The organism is Mesorhizobium sp. CO1-1-7 (assembly GCF_020164885.1).
GTDB lineage: Bacteria > Pseudomonadota > Alphaproteobacteria > Rhizobiales > Rhizobiaceae > Mesorhizobium > Mesorhizobium australicum.
Genome location: NZ_JAIUHA010000013.1, coordinates 53,751 through 69,327, shown reverse-complemented (window position 1 = coordinate 69,327; position 15,577 = coordinate 53,751). Strand labels below are relative to the sequence as shown.

The 15,577-nt window shown below is 63.4% G+C and carries 19 protein-coding genes and 1 other RNA gene; 13 read left to right on the top strand and 7 right to left on the bottom strand.

Annotated features, from left to right (window positions below):
* Nucleotides 1-11 precede the first annotated feature (11 nt).
* From LB516_RS25820 to ssrA, 3 genes are all read right to left on the bottom strand, one after another.
* Complete coding sequence (locus LB516_RS25820) at nucleotides 12-449, bottom strand: VOC family protein (RefSeq protein WP_140822202.1); 438 nt, start codon at nucleotides 447-449, stop codon at nucleotides 12-14.
* 88 nt (nucleotides 450-537) lie between these two features.
* The gene (locus LB516_RS25815) at nucleotides 538-1,104 is read right to left on the bottom strand and encodes an AAA family ATPase (protein ID WP_224720600.1); all 567 of its coding nucleotides are present in this window, start codon (nucleotides 1,102-1,104) and stop codon (nucleotides 538-540) included.
* A 106-nt stretch (nucleotides 1,105-1,210) separates the two neighbouring features.
* Nucleotides 1,211-1,571: a transfer-messenger RNA gene (gene ssrA / locus LB516_RS25810) on the bottom strand.
* Between the two features lie 168 nt (nucleotides 1,572-1,739).
* Between ssrA and LB516_RS25805 the strand changes: the two genes are divergently transcribed.
* Complete coding sequence (locus tag LB516_RS25805; RefSeq protein WP_015317265.1) at nucleotides 1,740-2,051, top strand: DUF2853 family protein; 312 nt, start codon at nucleotides 1,740-1,742, stop codon at nucleotides 2,049-2,051.
* A gap of 173 nt (nucleotides 2,052-2,224) precedes the next feature.
* Nucleotides 2,225-3,019 carry a thymidylate synthase gene (locus tag LB516_RS25800; RefSeq protein WP_224720647.1) on the top strand — a complete coding sequence of 265 codons (795 nt, stop codon included), beginning with the start codon at nucleotides 2,225-2,227 and terminating at the stop codon, nucleotides 3,017-3,019.
* Between the two features lie 11 nt (nucleotides 3,020-3,030).
* Here LB516_RS25800 and LB516_RS25795 read toward each other — a convergent pair whose 3' ends face one another.
* On the bottom strand, nucleotides 3,031-3,240 hold the full coding sequence (locus tag LB516_RS25795) for a molybdopterin-binding protein (protein WP_224523279.1): 210 nt from the start codon (nucleotides 3,238-3,240) through the stop codon (nucleotides 3,031-3,033).
* A gap of 153 nt (nucleotides 3,241-3,393) precedes the next feature.
* Here LB516_RS25795 and modA point away from each other — a divergent pair, with 153 nt between their 5' ends.
* From modA to LB516_RS25775, 4 genes are all read left to right on the top strand, one after another.
* The gene (modA, locus tag LB516_RS25790) at nucleotides 3,394-4,188 is read left to right on the top strand and encodes a molybdate ABC transporter substrate-binding protein (protein WP_224720599.1); all 795 of its coding nucleotides are present in this window, start codon (nucleotides 3,394-3,396) and stop codon (nucleotides 4,186-4,188) included.
* Between the two features lie 41 nt (nucleotides 4,189-4,229).
* A complete protein-coding gene (modB, locus tag LB516_RS25785; RefSeq protein ID WP_224720598.1) occupies nucleotides 4,230-4,934 on the top strand; it encodes a molybdate ABC transporter permease subunit in 705 nt (234 codons plus the stop codon).
* Nucleotides 4,931-6,043, top strand: a complete 1,113-nt coding sequence (gene modC / locus LB516_RS25780) for a molybdenum ABC transporter ATP-binding protein (protein ID WP_224720597.1) — start codon at nucleotides 4,931-4,933, stop codon at nucleotides 6,041-6,043. The genes modB and modC overlap by 4 nt, the downstream gene beginning before the upstream one ends.
* Before the next feature lie 74 nt (nucleotides 6,044-6,117).
* Nucleotides 6,118-6,459 carry a winged helix-turn-helix domain-containing protein gene (locus LB516_RS25775; RefSeq protein ID WP_015317271.1) on the top strand — a complete coding sequence of 114 codons (342 nt, stop codon included), beginning with the start codon at nucleotides 6,118-6,120 and terminating at the stop codon, nucleotides 6,457-6,459.
* Nucleotides 6,460-6,548: 89 nt separating this feature from the next.
* Here the strand turns inward: LB516_RS25775 and cobF are convergent, their stop codons facing one another.
* The gene (gene cobF, locus LB516_RS25770) at nucleotides 6,549-7,310 is read right to left on the bottom strand and encodes a precorrin-6A synthase (deacetylating) (protein ID WP_224523274.1); all 762 of its coding nucleotides are present in this window, start codon (nucleotides 7,308-7,310) and stop codon (nucleotides 6,549-6,551) included.
* A gap of 181 nt (nucleotides 7,311-7,491) precedes the next feature.
* On the opposite strand from cobF, the gene LB516_RS25765 reads away from it, so the two are divergent.
* The 6 genes from LB516_RS25765 (at nucleotide 7,492) to LB516_RS25740 (ending at nucleotide 13,104) form a co-directional block, all read left to right on the top strand.
* Nucleotides 7,492-8,505 (top strand): DUF4424 domain-containing protein, encoded by a 1,014-nt coding sequence (locus LB516_RS25765; RefSeq protein WP_224720596.1) that lies wholly within the window; start codon nucleotides 7,492-7,494, stop codon nucleotides 8,503-8,505.
* A complete protein-coding gene (locus LB516_RS25760; protein WP_224523272.1) occupies nucleotides 8,505-9,023 on the top strand; it encodes a dihydrofolate reductase in 519 nt (172 codons plus the stop codon). Before LB516_RS25765 ends, LB516_RS25760 begins: the two co-directional genes overlap by 1 nt.
* Nucleotides 9,024-9,178: 155 nt before the next feature.
* Nucleotides 9,179-10,294, top strand: coding sequence for an FtsH protease activity modulator HflK (gene hflK / locus LB516_RS25755; RefSeq protein ID WP_140660953.1), 1,116 nt, complete (start codon nucleotides 9,179-9,181; stop codon nucleotides 10,292-10,294).
* Complete coding sequence (gene hflC / locus LB516_RS25750) at nucleotides 10,294-11,247, top strand: protease modulator HflC (protein WP_140615721.1); 954 nt, start codon at nucleotides 10,294-10,296, stop codon at nucleotides 11,245-11,247. Before hflK ends, hflC begins: the two co-directional genes overlap by 1 nt.
* Before the next feature lie 6 nt (nucleotides 11,248-11,253).
* A complete protein-coding gene (locus LB516_RS25745; RefSeq protein ID WP_015317277.1) occupies nucleotides 11,254-11,442 on the top strand; it encodes a DUF2065 domain-containing protein in 189 nt (62 codons plus the stop codon).
* Nucleotides 11,443-11,586: 144 nt separating this feature from the next.
* Entirely contained in the window at nucleotides 11,587-13,104 is a 1,518-nt protein-coding gene (locus LB516_RS25740; protein ID WP_140724138.1) for a DegQ family serine endoprotease, read from the top strand.
* Nucleotides 13,105-13,145: 41 nt separating this feature from the next.
* Here the strand turns inward: LB516_RS25740 and LB516_RS25735 are convergent, their stop codons facing one another.
* Nucleotides 13,146-13,718, bottom strand: coding sequence for a GNAT family N-acetyltransferase (locus LB516_RS25735; protein ID WP_224720595.1), 573 nt, complete (start codon nucleotides 13,716-13,718; stop codon nucleotides 13,146-13,148).
* A complete protein-coding gene (gene serB / locus LB516_RS25730; protein WP_224720594.1) occupies nucleotides 13,715-14,602 on the bottom strand; it encodes a phosphoserine phosphatase SerB in 888 nt (295 codons plus the stop codon). The genes LB516_RS25735 and serB overlap by 4 nt, the downstream gene beginning before the upstream one ends.
* Between serB and miaA the strand changes: the two genes are divergently transcribed.
* Nucleotides 14,592-15,557 carry a tRNA (adenosine(37)-N6)-dimethylallyltransferase MiaA gene (gene miaA / locus LB516_RS25725; protein WP_224720593.1) on the top strand — a complete coding sequence of 322 codons (966 nt, stop codon included), beginning with the start codon at nucleotides 14,592-14,594 and terminating at the stop codon, nucleotides 15,555-15,557. The genes serB and miaA overlap by 11 nt on opposite strands.
* Nucleotides 15,558-15,577 lie beyond the last annotated feature (20 nt).

Here is a 15,577-nt window from a genome sequence, read left to right as displayed (position 1 = left end):
GCTGCTGACGCTCAGCTGAGTTCCTGGGCGAGGCCGATGAGAAGCCCTTCAGGCCCACGGATGTAGCAGAGCCGATACACGTCCTTGTACTCGACCACTTCGCCTACGAGTTGCGCGCCGCGCGTGCGGAGCCTTTCAAGCGTGTCGTCGATGTCGTCCACGGTGAACATGACGCGGAGGTAGCCCAGGGCGTTGACCGGGGCGGTCCGGTGATCCGCAACGACAGGCGGCGCGAGGAAGCGGGAGAGCTCCAGCCGGCTGTGGCCGTCCGGCGTGCGCATCATGGCAATCTCGACATGCTGGTCGCCCAGTCCGGTGACGCGTCCGGCCCATTCTCCTTCGACCGTGGCCCGCCCTTCGAGCTCAAGGCCGAGTTCGCGAAAGAAATCGATCGTCACTCCGAGGTCTTCGACGACGATCCCTACATTGTCCATCCGCTTGAGCGCCATGTTTCCGATCTCCAGGGGGGTGGTTTCAGTTTACAAGGTATCGCCTGGTCCAACAACGCACAGGAAAGGCCGGACCCGTCCGACTTCTTTATGTCCGCGATGTCAGCGGCAATCCAGCAGCGTCGAGGAGGAAGCGCACGCGCTCCTCGACTGGCGCAAGCGGCAAGGTCACCAATTCGTAGCCGAGTTCGGCATAGACATTGGCCACCGATTGGCAAGTGCGCTCGGCCTCGTCGAGGGTTTGCTTGCGTTCTTCGTCCTGGATGAAGATCTCCGGCCATGGCGGGGCGACGAAGACGCGACGCGCATAGCGGAATTCCGTGGTGGCACTGGTGAGGTGATCCGGCACCGGCAGGCCGCAGAGCCTGAGATAGCCGATCGTGTCCGGCACGCCGCGATCAAAGAAGACCGGACCGGCCAGCTCGCGGACCGCACGGTACGAGCGCATTTCCCACGACAGCATCAGTTCGGCGAACAATGCGCGATCGCTCCAGGGCAGGGCGGTTCCACCAATGGCGGATTGGTCGCGGATGATGCCGCGCCCGGCCTCGGCGGATGTCGCAAAGCCCGCCTGCCGCAAGGCTTCGATCAAGGTGGTCTTGCCGGAACCGGGGCCGCCGGTCAGCACGAAGAATCGATCGGAATCGTTTTGCATTTTGTCCATGGAGAAAGGGCACGCAACGCAGCGGCTTCGCAGCCGTGGACGTGCGAAGTCTTGACGGCAGGAACCGTTGTGCGTCACGCAAAATGAAAGGGGGAGAAGTGGAGGTTTCTGTTGCCAGGTACCTCCGAACCCCGCCTAGAAGTGCGAACCCCTAGGGCTTGATTTGAAGCTATCGCACTGCATTAAGCAGCGAGACGTGCTTCCGCATAGTTGTCGTTGGCAACTATAAGTTTAGCCCGATGACGGTGGTACAATGCCGGGCAAAAGTACGATCTTTACACCTTCGTCGATCCTATTTCGCCCCCAGCAAAAACCGCTCTGTCTTCAACAGCGGCTTTTGGTGGAGGCGCCGGGTACCGCCCCCGGGTCCGAACGGCTTATTTCATCGCCCATTTATCGCCATAGTCGGTCAAGCCGACAAAACGAATATAGGGGGGCTTGCGCGGAAATGAAAGGCCGCAATGGTGCTTTGTCCCTGTGTCAAATCGCGACGCGAAGGGTTGACTTGGGCGCGGTCTCAACCGAAGCTTTGCGGGCGGTGAGGAGTTACCGACCTAGCGCACAAGTTGCGAAGCGCGCCACAGCCCTCATCGATCGGATCCGTGGCGCCGACGAGGGGAATTCTGATGGCCGACTATCTTGCGGATGTGAAGAAATATGACGCCGCGGCAAGCGCCGATGCGGTCGAAAAAATCGTCAAGCACCTGGGCATTGCGCTGAGGAACCGCGATTCCTCGCTGGTGTCCTGCACGGATCCGAAGGAATTGGCGCGGGTCAAGGAGAGCTGGGTGGCCAAGAAGCTCGGCGTCAGCGACGGGGCGAAAGCCGACGCCGCGATCGAGAAGACTTGCAAGGCGATGCACGCCGACAACACCAAGAACCGCGTGACCTTCTACTATCTGGTGGCCAAGGACCTGGGCAAGCTCGGCTCTCTCTGAGACCTTTGGTTACTTCATCCTGGCGGCCGGTTGGCGATTTCCGCGCTTCCGGTTCGCCGGTGAGGATTCTGGGCGGGCTTCGTCCCTGCTAAGTGGGGACGATCTCAGACAAGCGTGGCGTCGGCGCCTATATGCGCTATGATCGACGAATTCCCGAATCGAGCCCGGAACCGATGCGCCAGTATCTCGACCTCCTGCAGCACGTGCTGGACAACGGCGCCGATCGCGGCGACCGCACTGGCACCGGCACGCGCTCCGTCTTCGGCTACCAGATGCGCTTCGATCTGGCGCGCGGCTTTCCGGTCACCACCACCAAGAAGCTGCATCTGAAGTCGATCATCCATGAACTCCTCTGGTTCATGGCCGGCGACACCAACATCAAGTACCTGACCGACCACGGCGTTTCAATCTGGGATGAATGGGCCGACGAGAATGGCGATCTCGGCCCGGTCTACGGCAGGCAGTGGCGATCCTGGCCAGACGGCCATGGCGGCTCGATCGACCAGATCGCCAATCTTCTCAAGGAGATCCGCCGCAATCCTCAATCGCGGCGGCTGATCGTCTCGGCCTGGAATCCCGCCGAGGTGGAAGCCATGGCGCTGCCGCCTTGCCACTGCCTTTTCCAGTTCTACGTGTCCGAGGGCCGGCTTTCCTGCCAGCTCTACCAGCGCTCCGCCGACATCTTCCTCGGCGTGCCGTTCAACATCGCGTCCTACGCGCTGCTGACGCTGATGGTGGCGCAGGTGACCGGGCTGAAGCCGGGCGATTTCGTCCACACGCTTGGCGACGCGCATCTCTACTCGAACCATTTCGAGCAAGCGCGCGAACAGTTGCGGCGCACGCCAAGGACCCTGCCGACGATGTGGATCAATCCTGAGGTGAAGGACCTTTTCGCCTTCCACTTCGAGGATTTCCGGCTGGAAAACTACGTCGCCGATGCGTCGATCAAGGCGCCCATCGCGGTCTGAGTCGCGGCTTTTCAGTCGATGCCGACCATCACGTCCGAGGCCTTGACCACGTCGTAGGCCTGCTTGCCCTTTTCGAGCTTGAGGTCGGCGGCAGCTTCATTGGTGATCGAGGCGGTGACGATGATGCCGCCGCCGATGTCGATGCGGACATGCGAGGTGGTGGCTCCCTTGACGATTTCGGTGATCGTTCCCTCGAGCACGTTGCGGGCGCTGATCTTCATTGCAGTTCCTTTCGCGGCGGCGGTCTTATCAGAACAATCATGCAGCGCCGGATCGAGTTTCAGCCGGCCGGGCCTTCCCTTGTTATATCCATGCGGATATATCGGTCTACAGGCTTCGAGCCAACCGGAGTTTGAACCCAGGGAGAGTTTTCGATGACACGCAAAGGTTTCGGGTTGAGGATGATCGCCATTGGCGGCTTTGCGGCGACATTGATGGCGGCAATGCCGGCAGCGCACGCGGAAGACAAGGTCGTGGTGTTCGCGGCGGCCAGTCTCAAGGACGCGCTCGATGCGGTGAACAAGGCCTGCGAAGCCGATGTCGGCGAGGCCGCGACCGTTTCCTATGCCGCGAGTTCGGCATTGGCCAAGCAGATCGAGGGTGGGGCGCCGGCCGACGTCTTCATCTCCGCCGATCTCGACTGGATGAAATATCTCTCCGACAAGAAGCTGACCAAGTCCGACACGGAAGTGAAGCTGCTGGGCAACGAGATCGTGCTGGTGGCGCCGAAGGATTCGACGGTCGAAACCAAGATCGAGAAAGGCTTTGACCTCGCCAAGCTCGTCGGCGATGGCAAGCTTGCCATGGGCGACTTCAAGGCCGTGCCGGCCGGCAAGTACGGCAAGGCGGCATTGGAATCGCTCGGCGTCTGGTCCTCGGTCGAGGGCAAGGTGGCACAGGCCGAGAATGTCCGTGCGGCGCTGAAGCTGGTTTCAACTGGTGAGGCCGCCCTCGGCATCGTCTATGCCACCGACGCGCACGCCGAAAAGGGCGTCAAGGTGGTCGGCACCTTCCCCGAGGATTCACATCCGCCGATCATCTATCCGGTTGCCCAGACCGCCGATTCGAAGGACAAGGATACGCTGGCCTTCCTGAAGTGCCTGCAGTCCGCCAAGGCTGGCGCGCTCTTTAGGGAACAGGGTTTTACCGTGCTCACGCCCAGCAACTGAGTCGGCGAGCAACTGAGTTCGAAAAGGCCCGATACCGCACTATGAGCTGGCTGCTGGACCTCACTCCCGACGAATGGAATGCGGTCCGGCTGTCCATCAAGGTGGCGACGGTGGCGATGCTCGCCAGCCTGCCGCCGGGCATAGCGATCGCGCTGCTGCTTGCCCGGGGGCAATTCTGGGGCAAGACGCTGCTCAACGGGGTGGTGCACCTGCCGCTGATCCTGCCGCCCGTGGTGACCGGTTATCTCCTGCTTTTGACGTTCGGCAAGCGCGGCCCGGCCGGTGCCTTCTTGGCCGAGCATTTCGGCATCGTCTTCTCGTTTCGCTGGACGGGTGCCGCCCTTGCTTGCGGTGTCATGGGCTTTCCCCTGATGGTGCGGGCGATCCGGCTGTCGATCGAGGCGGTGGATCGCAAGATGGAGGCGGCGGCGGGAACGCTCGGCGCCAACCCGCTGTGGGTGTTCGGCACCATCACGCTGCCGCTGATCCTGCCCGGGCTGATCGCCGGCGCCATCCTGTCCTTCGCCAAGGCGATGGGCGAGTTCGGCGCGACGATCACTTTCGTCTCCAACGTTCCTGGCGAGACGCAGACGCTGCCGTCGGCGATCTACACTTTTACCCAGGTGCCGGGCGGCGACGAAGGGGCGCTGCGACTGACGCTGATTTCGATCGTCATCTCGATGGCGGCATTGGTCGCATCGGAAGTGCTGGCGCGGCGGGTCGGGCGGCGGATGGACATCGAATGAGCGTCCTTGTCGACATCGGCCACCGGCTTGGCGATTTCGCCATCGATGCCCGCTTCGAGAGCGCCGGACGGCTGACGGCGCTGTTCGGGCCGTCCGGTTCCGGCAAGACGACGCTGATCAACATGATTGCCGGGCTGATCCGGCCGGACAAGGGGCGCATCGAGGTCGATGGCCGCGTGCTGGTCGACGCGGGTGCCGGCATTTTCGTGCCAAGGCACAAACGCCGCATCGGCATGGTGTTCCAGGATGCGCGCCTGTTTCCGCATATGAGCGTGATGAGCAATCTGTGCTACGGTCGCTGGTTCACGCCGGCGACGGAACGCTATGCGGACATGGACGCCGTTGTAGAATTGCTGGGCATCGGCCCGCTGCTTGGGCGACGACCGGCAAAACTCTCGGGCGGCGAGAAGCAGCGCGTGGCGATCGGCAGGGCGCTGCTGGCCAGCCCCAGACTGCTGCTCATGGACGAGCCGCTGGCCTGGCTCGACGAAGCGCGCAAGGCCGAGATCCTGCCCTATATCGAGCGGCTGCGCGACGAAACGAAGATCCCGATCGTCTATGTCAGCCATTCGGTCGCCGAGGTGGCGCGGCTGGCGAGCCACGTCGTGATGCTGGCGCGGGGCAAGGTCACGGCCAGCGGCCCGACCGACGCTGTCATGCAAAGGCTCGACCTGTTGCCGGTGGAAGAGCGCGGCGAGGGCGGCGCCGTGCTGGACACGAAGGTGCTGCGTCACGAGGAGGCTTTTGGGATGACCGTGCTCGGCTCGGCCGCCGGCGAGATCCGCGTGCCGCGTCTTGGGATGAAGGCCGGGGCTCCCGTGCGTATCCGCATTCGCGCTCGCGACGTGATGATCGCCGCGGAGGAACCGACGGGCCTCAGTGCCCTCAACATCCTGCCCGGCACGATCGTCGCGATCAGTCCCGGCGAGGGGCCGACGGTCGAAATCGGCATCGACTGCAATGGGGCAACGGTGCTCGCCCGCATCACGGAACAGTCGCGGCAGGCGCTGAAGCTGCGGCTCGGCGGCAAGGTTTTCGCGGTGGTCAAGACCGTGAGCTTCGATCGGGGAAATACCGGCGCCGGTCTGCCGCTCGACGTCGATGGCTGACAGCGGCGGTGATCGGCGCTATATTGTTTTGGAATAACGGTCGCCGAAGCTGAAGCGGTCGCGGAGGAGCAACAATGCCGTCGCTGAGCTTGCGGATAAATCTCGATCCGGACGGACGGATCGGTCCTGGCAAGATTGAGCTTCTGGAGCACATCGCCACCTTCGGTTCGATCTCGGCCGCCGCGCGCGGCATGGAGATGTCCTACAAGCACGCATGGGACCTGGTCGAGGACATGAACCGGGTGTTCGGCAAGCCGCTGGTGGCGGCGCAGACCGGCGGCCGCAAGGGCGGCGGCGCGCAACTGACGACCGTCGGCCTGGCCGTGGTCAGCCGTTTTCGCGCCATCGAGCGCGCGGCGAGTGCGGCCGCGGCGACGCATATGGACGCGTTGCAGTCGGAGATTGAGGCGGGATAGGGGAGTAGTGAGTAGTGAGTAGTGAGTACAGCCTAGTCCTCACTGACTACTGACTACTGACTACTCACTATTTACTACTCACTATTCCACTACTCCGGCTTTCGCAGCAAATACGTATCCATGATCCAGCCTTTCTTCCGGCGGGCTTCGTCGCGGCGCTTTTCGATGTCGGCGCCGACATCGCCAAGGCGGCCGGAGATGATGATCTCGTCGGGCGTGCCTAGGTAGGCGCCCCATTGGATGAAAAGGTCCTGGTCAGCCAGCGTGTTGAAGGCGCATTTGCCGTCGAGCATGACGACGGCGCTGCCGGCATTGTCCGGCATGCCTTCCTCGGTCAGGCGGCGGCCGGTGGTGATCAGCACGGGATCGCCGATGCGGTTCAGCGCCGTTTTGTGGCTGGCTGCCAGCGCCTGGACGGCCGTTATACCGGGGATGACTTCCAGGTCGAATGCAACATTGCCCCTCAGGCGCACGCGCTCGAGGATGCGCAGAGCGCTGTCATAGAGCGAAGGATCGCCCCAAATCAGGAAGGCGCCGCAGCCATCACCGGAGATCTCGTCGCGGATCAGTGCCTCGTAGATGGCGGCGATGGCTTCATGCCAGTCGTCGACGGTCGAACGATAGGAAGAGGTTGGTTCGGCACGCACCGGCACGTCGAACTCGACCCGGCGTGAGGCCGGGTTGGTGACGAAGCGGTCGCAGATGCCGCGCCGCAGGTTGGCAAGGTCGGTCTTGTCGGTGCCCTTGTCGGGAATAAACAGGACGTCCGCCCTGTTCAGCCCTGCTATGGCCTGGACAGTCATGTGGTCGGGATTGCCGGCGCCGATGCCGATGACGAGAAGCTTGCGCATGGCGCGAACTCCTGCCCCATCGGAACCTGTTAGTCCAGACCGCCTGCGTGTCCAGACCGCGTGCGTGTCCAGACCGCCCGCGTGTCCAGACCGGTCACGCACGCCCAGCAAGCGGAAGGGCTTTGAAACGCCGCATCGAAACGGCTAGGGTCATCCAGGCATTCCAGCCGAGGGGGCTTCGATGTTGCGATCTGTTCTGGCTTTAGCGTTGGCGCTTTCGGTCGCGCCTGCAATGGCCAATGATTCGGTTGCCGAGCTTGGCACCGGCGGCCTGATCCTGTCGCGCAGCGATGCCGTGGCGATGCAAAGCGAGGATCTTTTCATCTCGCCCGAAAAGGTGACGGTGGACTACGTCTTCCACAACAACACCGACAAGGATGTCGAGGCGATAGTCGCCTTCCCGATGCCCGACATTTCGGGCGATCCCGAAGAGATGCCGGCGATCCCGGAAAACCAGAGCGATAATTTCCTCGGCTTCGAGGTGACGATCGACGGCGTCGCGGCCAAGCCCCAACTCGAGCAGAAGGTGCTCGCGCTCGGCATCGACATCGGCGCCGACCTCAAGGCGCAAAACGTGCCCTTCAACCCGTTCGGCGACGCGGCCAAGGCGGCGCTGGTGAAGCTGCCGCAAGGGGTGGCTGACGACTGGGTCGACCGCGGCATCATCATCGGGGATTCCACAGCCGACAGTGGCCAAAAACCGGTCTATTCGCCGTTCTGGCAATTGCGCTCGACCTATTGGTGGCGCGCGGCCTTTCCGGCCAACAAGGACGTTCACGTCTCGCACCGCTACAAGCCCAGCGTGGGCGGCACATCCTCGGTCAGTTTCTTCAATGAAGGCCAGTTCCAGAACTCATACGCGGCCTACAAGAGCCGCTACTGCATGGACGACACATTCGAGAATGCGGTGCGCAAGGCGGCGAAGGACAATCCGGACGGCTATCCCAAATTCTACGAAAGCCGCATCGCCTATATCCTGACCACCGGCGGCAACTGGGCGGCGGGCACCATCGGCAAGTTCAAGCTGACCATTGACAAGGGCAACCCGAAAGCCCTGGTCTCGTTCTGCGGCGACAACGTCAAAAAGGTCGGGCCGACGCGTTTCGAGATGAAGGCGAACGATTTCTATCCCGAGCACGACATCGACATCCTCCTGCTTGTCCCGTCGGACAGCAATGGCGGGGATGCAAACTGATGCATGTCGCGATCTATGTCGCCATTGCCGAGAACGGCGTGATCGGGCGGGACGGCGGGTTGCCCTGGCGGCTCTCCACCGACCTCAAGCGGTTCAAGGCCGACACGATGGGCAAGCCCATCATCATGGGCCGCAAGACCTATGAAGGCATCGGCCGGCCGCTGCCGGGCAGGCTGAACATCGTCGTCACCCGCGACAAGGCCTGGCGTGCCGAGGGCGTCGAGGTGGCGCATACGCTCGAAGCCGCGATCCAGCTGGCAACCGTGCGCGGACGCCGCATGACGGGCGTCGACGAGGTCTGCATCATCGGCGGCGGCGAAATCTATGCCCAGGCGCTGCCGCTGGCCGAGCGCCTGCACGTGACCCATGTGCTGGCCGCCGTCGATGGCGACGCGCATTTCCCGCCGATCGACCCTGATGCATGGCAAGTGGTCAGTTCGCGGGAGATTGCGTCAGGAGAAAAGGACAGCCATGCGACGCGCTATACGGTTTATGAGCGCCGCCGCGAGATAGTTTGAAGATAAAGGACGACAAAGGGTCGCTACCGGCCCAAAACGGATGAAGTCGGCGGCGCATCGCGTTGAAAGCGCGCCGTGGCGTCCCTATAGAAGAACGACACTGGATTTGCGCCGTAACCGCGGTGCTTGAGGGAATTCCAAGCGAAAGGACATTCATGCCCTGGAACGACAAAGGTGGCGGAGGCGGCGGCCCGTGGGGTGGCGGCGGTAACAATCAGGGACCCTGGGGGCAGGGACCGAAGGGGCCAAGCGGCCCGCAGGGGTCGCCTCCCGACCTCGAAGACATCATTCGCCGTGGCCAGGATCGGCTGCGGCGCGCGCTGCCCGGCGGCGGTGGCGCCAGTCCGGCGGTGTTCGGCCTGATCGCCGCGGTGCTGGTTGTTCTGTGGGCCTTCCAGGCGGTCTATACCGTGCAGCCCGACGAGGTCGCGGTCGAACTGCGCTTCGGCAAGCCGAAGGCCGAGCTTTCCCAGCCAGGCCTGCATTTCCACTGGTGGCCTCTCGAGACCGTCGAGACGGCGAAGATTTCAGAGCAGCTTGTCGACATTGGCGGCGGCAATACCAGCGGCAACGGGCTGATGCTCTCGGGCGACCAGAATATCGTCAATGTGCAGTTTTCGGTGGCCTACCAGGTCTCCGATCCCCGCGCTTACCTGTTCGACGTCTCCGACCCGGACGGCATGCTGCGGCAGGTTGCCGAGAGCGCCATGCGCGAAGCCGTCGGCCGCCGGCCGGCGCAGGACATTTTCCGCGACGATCGCCAGGGCATCGCGGCCTCGGTGCGCGAGATCATCCAGACGACGCTGGACGGCTACAAGGCCGGTCTCAACGTTAACGCCGTCTCCATCGAGGATGCGGCACCGCCACGCGAGGTGGCAGATGCGTTCGACGAGGTGCAGCGCGCCGAGCAGGACGAGGACAAGTTCGTCGAGCAGGCCAATCAGTATTCCAACCAGAAACTCGGCCAGGCACGCGGCGAGGCAGCCCAGGTCCGCGAAGACGCGGCCGCCTACAAAAACCGTGTGGTGCAGGAAGCCGAAGGTGAGGCGCAGCGCTTCATCTCGGTCTACGACGAATATGCCAAAGCCCCCGATGTCACGCGCAAACGCCTTTATCTGGAAACCATGGAGAGGGTTCTGAAGGACTCGAGCAAGGTCATCGTCGAGCAGGGCAACGGACAGGGTGTCGTGCCTTATCTGCCGCTGCCCGCATTGCAGCCGAAACCGCCAGCACCGGCCGCGCCCGCCGCGAACACGGGAGGTACCAAGTGATGGCCAACCGTCTTCCCATCGTCGTCGCCGTGGCGGCGGTCGTCCTGTTCCTGATCTATTCCTCGGTCTTCGTGGTCAATGCGCGCCAGCAGGCGCTGGTGCTCCGCTTCGGTGAGATCGTCGACGTCAAGAGCGAGCCCGGCATCTACTTCAAGGCGCCGTTCTCGTTCTTCGACGCCGATACGGTGCAACTGATCGAAAACAGGGTGCTGCGCTTCGACCTTGACAACATCCGCGTCCAGGTCTCGGGCGGCAAATTCTATGAAGTCGATGCCTTCATCGCCTATCGCATCTCGGATCCGCGCGTCTTCCGGGCCGCCGTGTCCGGTCAGATCGAACTGGCTGAAGCGCGGCTCAGGACGCGTCTCGACGCTGCCCTGCGCCGCGTCTACGGTCTGCGCGATTTCGAGGCCGCGCTTTCCGAAGAGCGTGCCGTGATGATGCGCGAAGTGCGCGATCAGCTCAGGCCCGACGCCACGTCGCTCGGCTTGCAGATCGAGGATGTTCGCATCCGCCGCACCGACCTAACGGCCGAAGTTTCACAGCAGACCTACGACCGCATGAAGGCGGAACGCCTGGCGGAGGCTGCGCGGCTGCGGGCACGCGGCAACGAAGCGGCACAGCGCATCACGGCGCGCGCCGATCGTGAAGTGGTCGAGATCGTTGCCGAAGCGCAGAAGGAGTCCGAGATCCTGCGCGGTGAGGGCGAGGCGCAGCGCAGCGCCACCTTCGCCGATGCCTACAAGCGCGATCCCGCCTTCTTCGACTTCTACCGGTCGATGAATGCCTATGGCACCGCGCTGGACAACACCGGGACGACCATGGTGCTGTCGCCGAGTTCGGAGTTCTTCCGCTACTTCCGCGATCCCGACGGCAAGGAAGGACCGGCGAAACCGACGGCGCCGGCTGCGGCACCTGCCGCGCCGACGACACAACCCAGCACCGGCCAGTAACGGCCGGTGCAGGATTTCTTCGCGGCGATAGGCCTGGTCCTCGTCATAGAGGGCCTGGTCTATGGCGGCTTTCCCCGCCTTGCGAAGAAGCTCGCGGGCGAAGTGCTGTCGATGCCGGAGAATGCGTTGCGGATCGGCGGGCTGGCGGCGATCGCCATTGGTGTTGGCGTCGTCTGGCTGGTGCGGGGCGTGTAGAGGCGGCGGTTTGCGGAATAACGCTCGATTTACACTCCACCGATAGTCATAGCCGCAAACGTGCCGTATTTCTTGCCATCATGGCGCGACACGGCGTTTTCGTCGAAGCGCTTTTCTCTTTTAGAAATGCCGGGAGGCTTCTCGATGACATCCAACACCCTTTTGGACGCCGCTCGACGGACATTGGTCGCCGGCGCGGCAGCGCTGGTCCTGGGCGCCGTCGCCGTTCCGTCCTTCGTGGCCCCGACATTCGCCGCCGACGGACCGGCCTCGGTCGCCGACCTGGCGCAAGGCGTGCTTGGCGCGGTGGTCAACATCTCGACCTCGCAGACGGTGAAGGGCACGGAAGGGCCGGGCGCGGTGCCGATGCCGCAACTGCCCGAAGGCTCGCCGTTCCAGGATTTCTTCGACGATTTCTTCAAGAACCGCGGTGGCGAAAAGGATGGCGGCTCGCAGAAGGTGCAGTCGCTCGGTTCGGGTTTCGTCATCGACGCCGAACAAGGCATCGTCGTCACCAACAACCACGTGATCGCCGATGCCGACGACATCGAGGTCAATTTCTCCGATGGCGTGACCTTGAAGGCGACGCTGGTCGGCACCGACACCAAGACCGACGTCGCGGTGCTGAAGGTCGATCCGAAAGGCCACAAGCTGACAGCGGTGAAATTCGGCGATTCCACCAAGATGCGCGTCGGCGACTGGGTGATGGCGGTCGGCAATCCGTTCGGCCTCGGCGGCACGGTCACGGTCGGCATCGTCTCGGCGCGCAACCGCGACATCAATTCAGGCCCCTATGACGACTTCATCCAGACCGACGCCGCGATCAACCGCGGCAATTCGGGCGGACCGCTGTTCAACAGCGCCGGTGAGGTCATCGGCATGAACACGGCGATCATTTCGCCGTCCGGCGGTTCGATCGGCATCGGCTTCTCCATTCCCTCGCAGCTCGCCTCTGGCGTCGTCGAGCAGTTGCGCCAATATGGCGAGACGCGGCGCGGCTGGCTCGGCGTGCGCATCCAGCCGGTGACGGACGACATCGCGGAAAGCCTCGGCATGGCGACCGCCAAGGGCGCGCTGGTGGCCGGCGTCATCAAGGGCGGACCAGTCGACAACGGCACCATCCAGGCCGGCGACGTCATCATCAAGTTCGACGGCAAGGACATCCATGAAATGCGCGACCTGCCGCGCGTCGTCGCCGAAAGCCCGGTGGGCAAGGCCGTCGACGTGTTGATCGTGCGCAAGGGTGTCGAGCAGACGGTGAAGGTGACGCTCGGCCGGCTCGAGGATGGCGAGAAGCTGGCGAGCGGCGAGAATGGCAATACCGACCAGAACAAGGGCGCTGACAAGGCTCCGGCCGTCTCGACCGCCTCGGTGCTTGGCATGACGGTCGGCGAACTCAACGACGAGACGCGCAAGAAGTTCAGCATCGCCGGCGATGTTTCCGGCGTTGTCATCACCGACGTGGCCAAGGACTCCGCCGCCGCGGAACGCGGTATCCAGCCGGGCGAGGTGATCACCGAGATCGCGCAGGAGTCGGTCGCCACGCCCAAGGACGTCATGGACCGGATCGGCGCGCTGAAGGAGCAGGGCCGCAAGAACGCGCTCTTGATGCTGGCGTCGAAGACCGGTGAGTTGCGCTTCGTTACGATCCGGATGGATTGATCCAGTACGCCGGCAGAAATCTGATTTTGATGGAAGGGCGGTTAGAGAGCCGCCCTTTTTCTTGCCTGCCAGTCCTCGCGCGACAGCCGGTAGAGCACATGCCACTTGAGTGCGGGATGGCTGTCTGGAATGCTGGGGTGGTCGAAATCGTTCGATGGGTCGGCTGTCATGCCGAGGCGTTTCATAACGGCGGTCGAGCGGTGGTTTTCCGCCACGGCGAAGGAAACGATCTCGTCGACGGCCAATGTCTCGAAGCCGTAGGCCAGCCATGCCTCCGAGGCCTCGGTGACATAGCCCTTGCCCCAGAATTCGGGAGCCAACCGCCAGCCGATCTCGATTGTGTCGGCCGGCAGCGATGGTACATCATCAGTCGCGAGGAGGCCGACGAAACCGATGCATTCGCCGGTCGCGGCAATCTCGGCCGCGGCGAAGCCGTAGCCGTCCTCATCGACCCAGGCGCGGAACTCATCCATCTTGGCGTCGGCGGCGGCACGGTCGCGGCGAAACGGGAAGAACTCCATCACGCGATCATCGGAATTGATGCGATGGAACAATTCGCGGTCGCGATCCTCCCAATTGCGCAGGATCAGGCGTTCGGTGCGGATTGGCTTCATTGGACGAATTCTTCCTGCCGGTAGCCCTGCAGATAGAGCAATGCGGTGAGGTCGGAATGGTCGATCCGGACTTTTGCCTGAGCCGCGACGGAAGGCTTGGCATGCAGCGCGACACCGGTTCCGGCCAGGCGGATCATGTCGAGATCGTTGGCGCCGTCGCCGACGGCGATGGCATCGGCCGGCGTCAGGCCAAGACGCGCACAGATTTCAAGCAGCGCCTCGGCCTTGGCGGCGCGGCCGAGGATCGGCTCGCCGACCAGCCCGGTGAAGCGTCCGTCCTGGTCGAGAAGGCGGTTGGCGCGGTCTTCCTGAAAGCCAAGCATCGCAGCGATGCGCGTGGTGAAAACCTCGAAACCGCCCGAGACGAGCGCCGTCCAGGCGCCGTTGGCGCGCATGGTCTGGACCAGCGCACGGCCACCCGAGGCCAAGGTCAGCCGATTGGCGACGATATGGTCGACGACGGCGGCATCGAGCCCCTTGAGCAGTGCCACGCGCTCGCGCAGCGCCGGCTCGAAGGCGATCTCGCCGTTCATCGACCGTGCGGTGATCGCCGCGACATGATCCTTGACGCCGATCTCGTCGGCCAGCTCGTCGATGCACTCCTGGTCGATCATGGTCGAATCCATGTCGGCGAGAAGGATTTTCTTGCGGCGTGTTTCAGCCTGCTGGACGATCACGTCGACGGGCTCAGCGGCCAGTGCGGTACGAAGGCTCGCGGTCGTTTCATCAGCCTGCGCCGCTGGCGGCAGGGCAATGTCACAGGCAATGCCTTCGGCCAGCCATACGACAGCGCTTGCGCCCACCGACCGTGAGGCCATATTCGCAAGCGATGGCGACAGAGCGCGATCGGCGGGACGGGAAACAAGCGTGGCAATGAGCGGCATCGAGAATTCCGGCACGGATGCGGGCGAAGGCCGCGTGAAGAACACGATCCTGATAGCCGGGCCGACCGCCAGCGGCAAGTCGGCGCTGGCGCTTGAACTGGCCGAACGCACAGGCGGCTTCATCGTCAACACCGATTCCATGCAGGGCTATGCGGTTCTCGACGTGCTGACGGCCCGGCCGCAGGCGGCCGAGCTCGCACGAGCGCCGCATTTTCTCTATGGGCATGTCCATCCCGGCACCGCCTACTCGACCGGCGCCTGGCTGCGCGACGTCATGAAACTCATTGATGACGGGACGCTCTCGCGGCGGCCAATCTTTGTCGGCGGCACCGGCCTGTACTTTCGTGCGCTGGCGGAAGGGATTTCGGAAATGCCTGATATTCCGCAACGGATACGCGACCGCTGGCGCTACGAATTGAAGGAGCAAGGCGCGGTCAAGCTGCATGCCTTGCTGCTGCGCGAGGATTCGAGCGTCGCCATGCAGTTGAAGCCAACCGACAGCCAGCGCATCGTGCGGGCACTCGAGGTGCTCGACGCTTCCGGCCGGTCGATCCTGGACTGGCAGGCAGAGCGCGGCCTGCCGCTCATCGACAGGCCGAGCGCGCATTTCCTGGTTGTCGAGCCGGATCGGGCAGCATTGGTTGATCGCATCGAAAGGCGTTTCGACCAGATGCTGGACAAGGGCGCGCTGGAGGAAGTCAAGCAGCTTGCGGCCCTTCGTCTGGATCCAGACCTGCCGGCGATGAAGGCGATCGGGGTCCGCGAGCTCCAGGCCGCGATCTCAGGGCAGTCGAGCTTTCCCGAGGCGATCGAGCGCGCCAAGATCGCGACAAGGCAATATGCCAAGCGGCAGGCTACCTGGTTTCGCCATCAGTTGGGGCCGGAATGGCAGAGACTTCGCCCCGGTGACGATCTCGAAACCACGATCCAAACACTTGTTGCTAATGCAACTTAAAAAGTTGCCCCTGAGGGAAG

Bases quoted from the DNA above. Each gene is read 5' to 3' on its own strand.
- LB516_RS25820 (WP_140822202.1), bottom strand. From the start codon at position 449: ATGGCGCTCAAGCGGATGGACAATGTAGGGATCGTCGTCGAAGACCTC.
- LB516_RS25795 (WP_224523279.1), bottom strand. From the start codon at position 3,240: ATGAAGATCAGCGCCCGCAACGTGCTCGAGGGAACGATCACCGAAATC.
- LB516_RS25760 (WP_224523272.1), top strand. From the start codon at position 8,505: ATGCATGTCGCGATCTATGTCGCCATTGCCGAGAACGGCGTGATCGGG.
- hflC (WP_140615721.1), top strand. From the start codon at position 10,294: ATGGCCAACCGTCTTCCCATCGTCGTCGCCGTGGCGGCGGTCGTCCTG.
- serB (WP_224720594.1), bottom strand. From the start codon at position 14,602: ATGCCGCTCATTGCCACGCTTGTTTCCCGTCCCGCCGATCGCGCTCTG.
- LB516_RS25735 (WP_224720595.1), bottom strand. From the start codon at position 13,718: ATGAAGCCAATCCGCACCGAACGCCTGATCCTGCGCAATTGGGAGGAT.
- LB516_RS25775 (WP_015317271.1), top strand. From the start codon at position 6,118: ATGCCGTCGCTGAGCTTGCGGATAAATCTCGATCCGGACGGACGGATC.
- hflK (WP_140660953.1), top strand. From the start codon at position 9,179: ATGCCCTGGAACGACAAAGGTGGCGGAGGCGGCGGCCCGTGGGGTGGC.
- miaA (WP_224720593.1), top strand. From the start codon at position 14,592: ATGAGCGGCATCGAGAATTCCGGCACGGATGCGGGCGAAGGCCGCGTG.
- LB516_RS25805 (WP_015317265.1), top strand. From the start codon at position 1,740: ATGGCCGACTATCTTGCGGATGTGAAGAAATATGACGCCGCGGCAAGC.
- LB516_RS25740 (WP_140724138.1), top strand. From the start codon at position 11,587: ATGACATCCAACACCCTTTTGGACGCCGCTCGACGGACATTGGTCGCC.
- LB516_RS25800 (WP_224720647.1), top strand. From the start codon at position 2,225: ATGCGCCAGTATCTCGACCTCCTGCAGCACGTGCTGGACAACGGCGCC.
- modC (WP_224720597.1), top strand. From the start codon at position 4,931: ATGAGCGTCCTTGTCGACATCGGCCACCGGCTTGGCGATTTCGCCATC.
- modA (WP_224720599.1), top strand. From the start codon at position 3,394: ATGACACGCAAAGGTTTCGGGTTGAGGATGATCGCCATTGGCGGCTTT.
- modB (WP_224720598.1), top strand. From the start codon at position 4,230: ATGAGCTGGCTGCTGGACCTCACTCCCGACGAATGGAATGCGGTCCGG.
- LB516_RS25765 (WP_224720596.1), top strand. From the start codon at position 7,492: ATGTTGCGATCTGTTCTGGCTTTAGCGTTGGCGCTTTCGGTCGCGCCT.
- cobF (WP_224523274.1), bottom strand. From the start codon at position 7,310: ATGCGCAAGCTTCTCGTCATCGGCATCGGCGCCGGCAATCCCGACCAC.
- LB516_RS25815 (WP_224720600.1), bottom strand. From the start codon at position 1,104: ATGCAAAACGATTCCGATCGATTCTTCGTGCTGACCGGCGGCCCCGGT.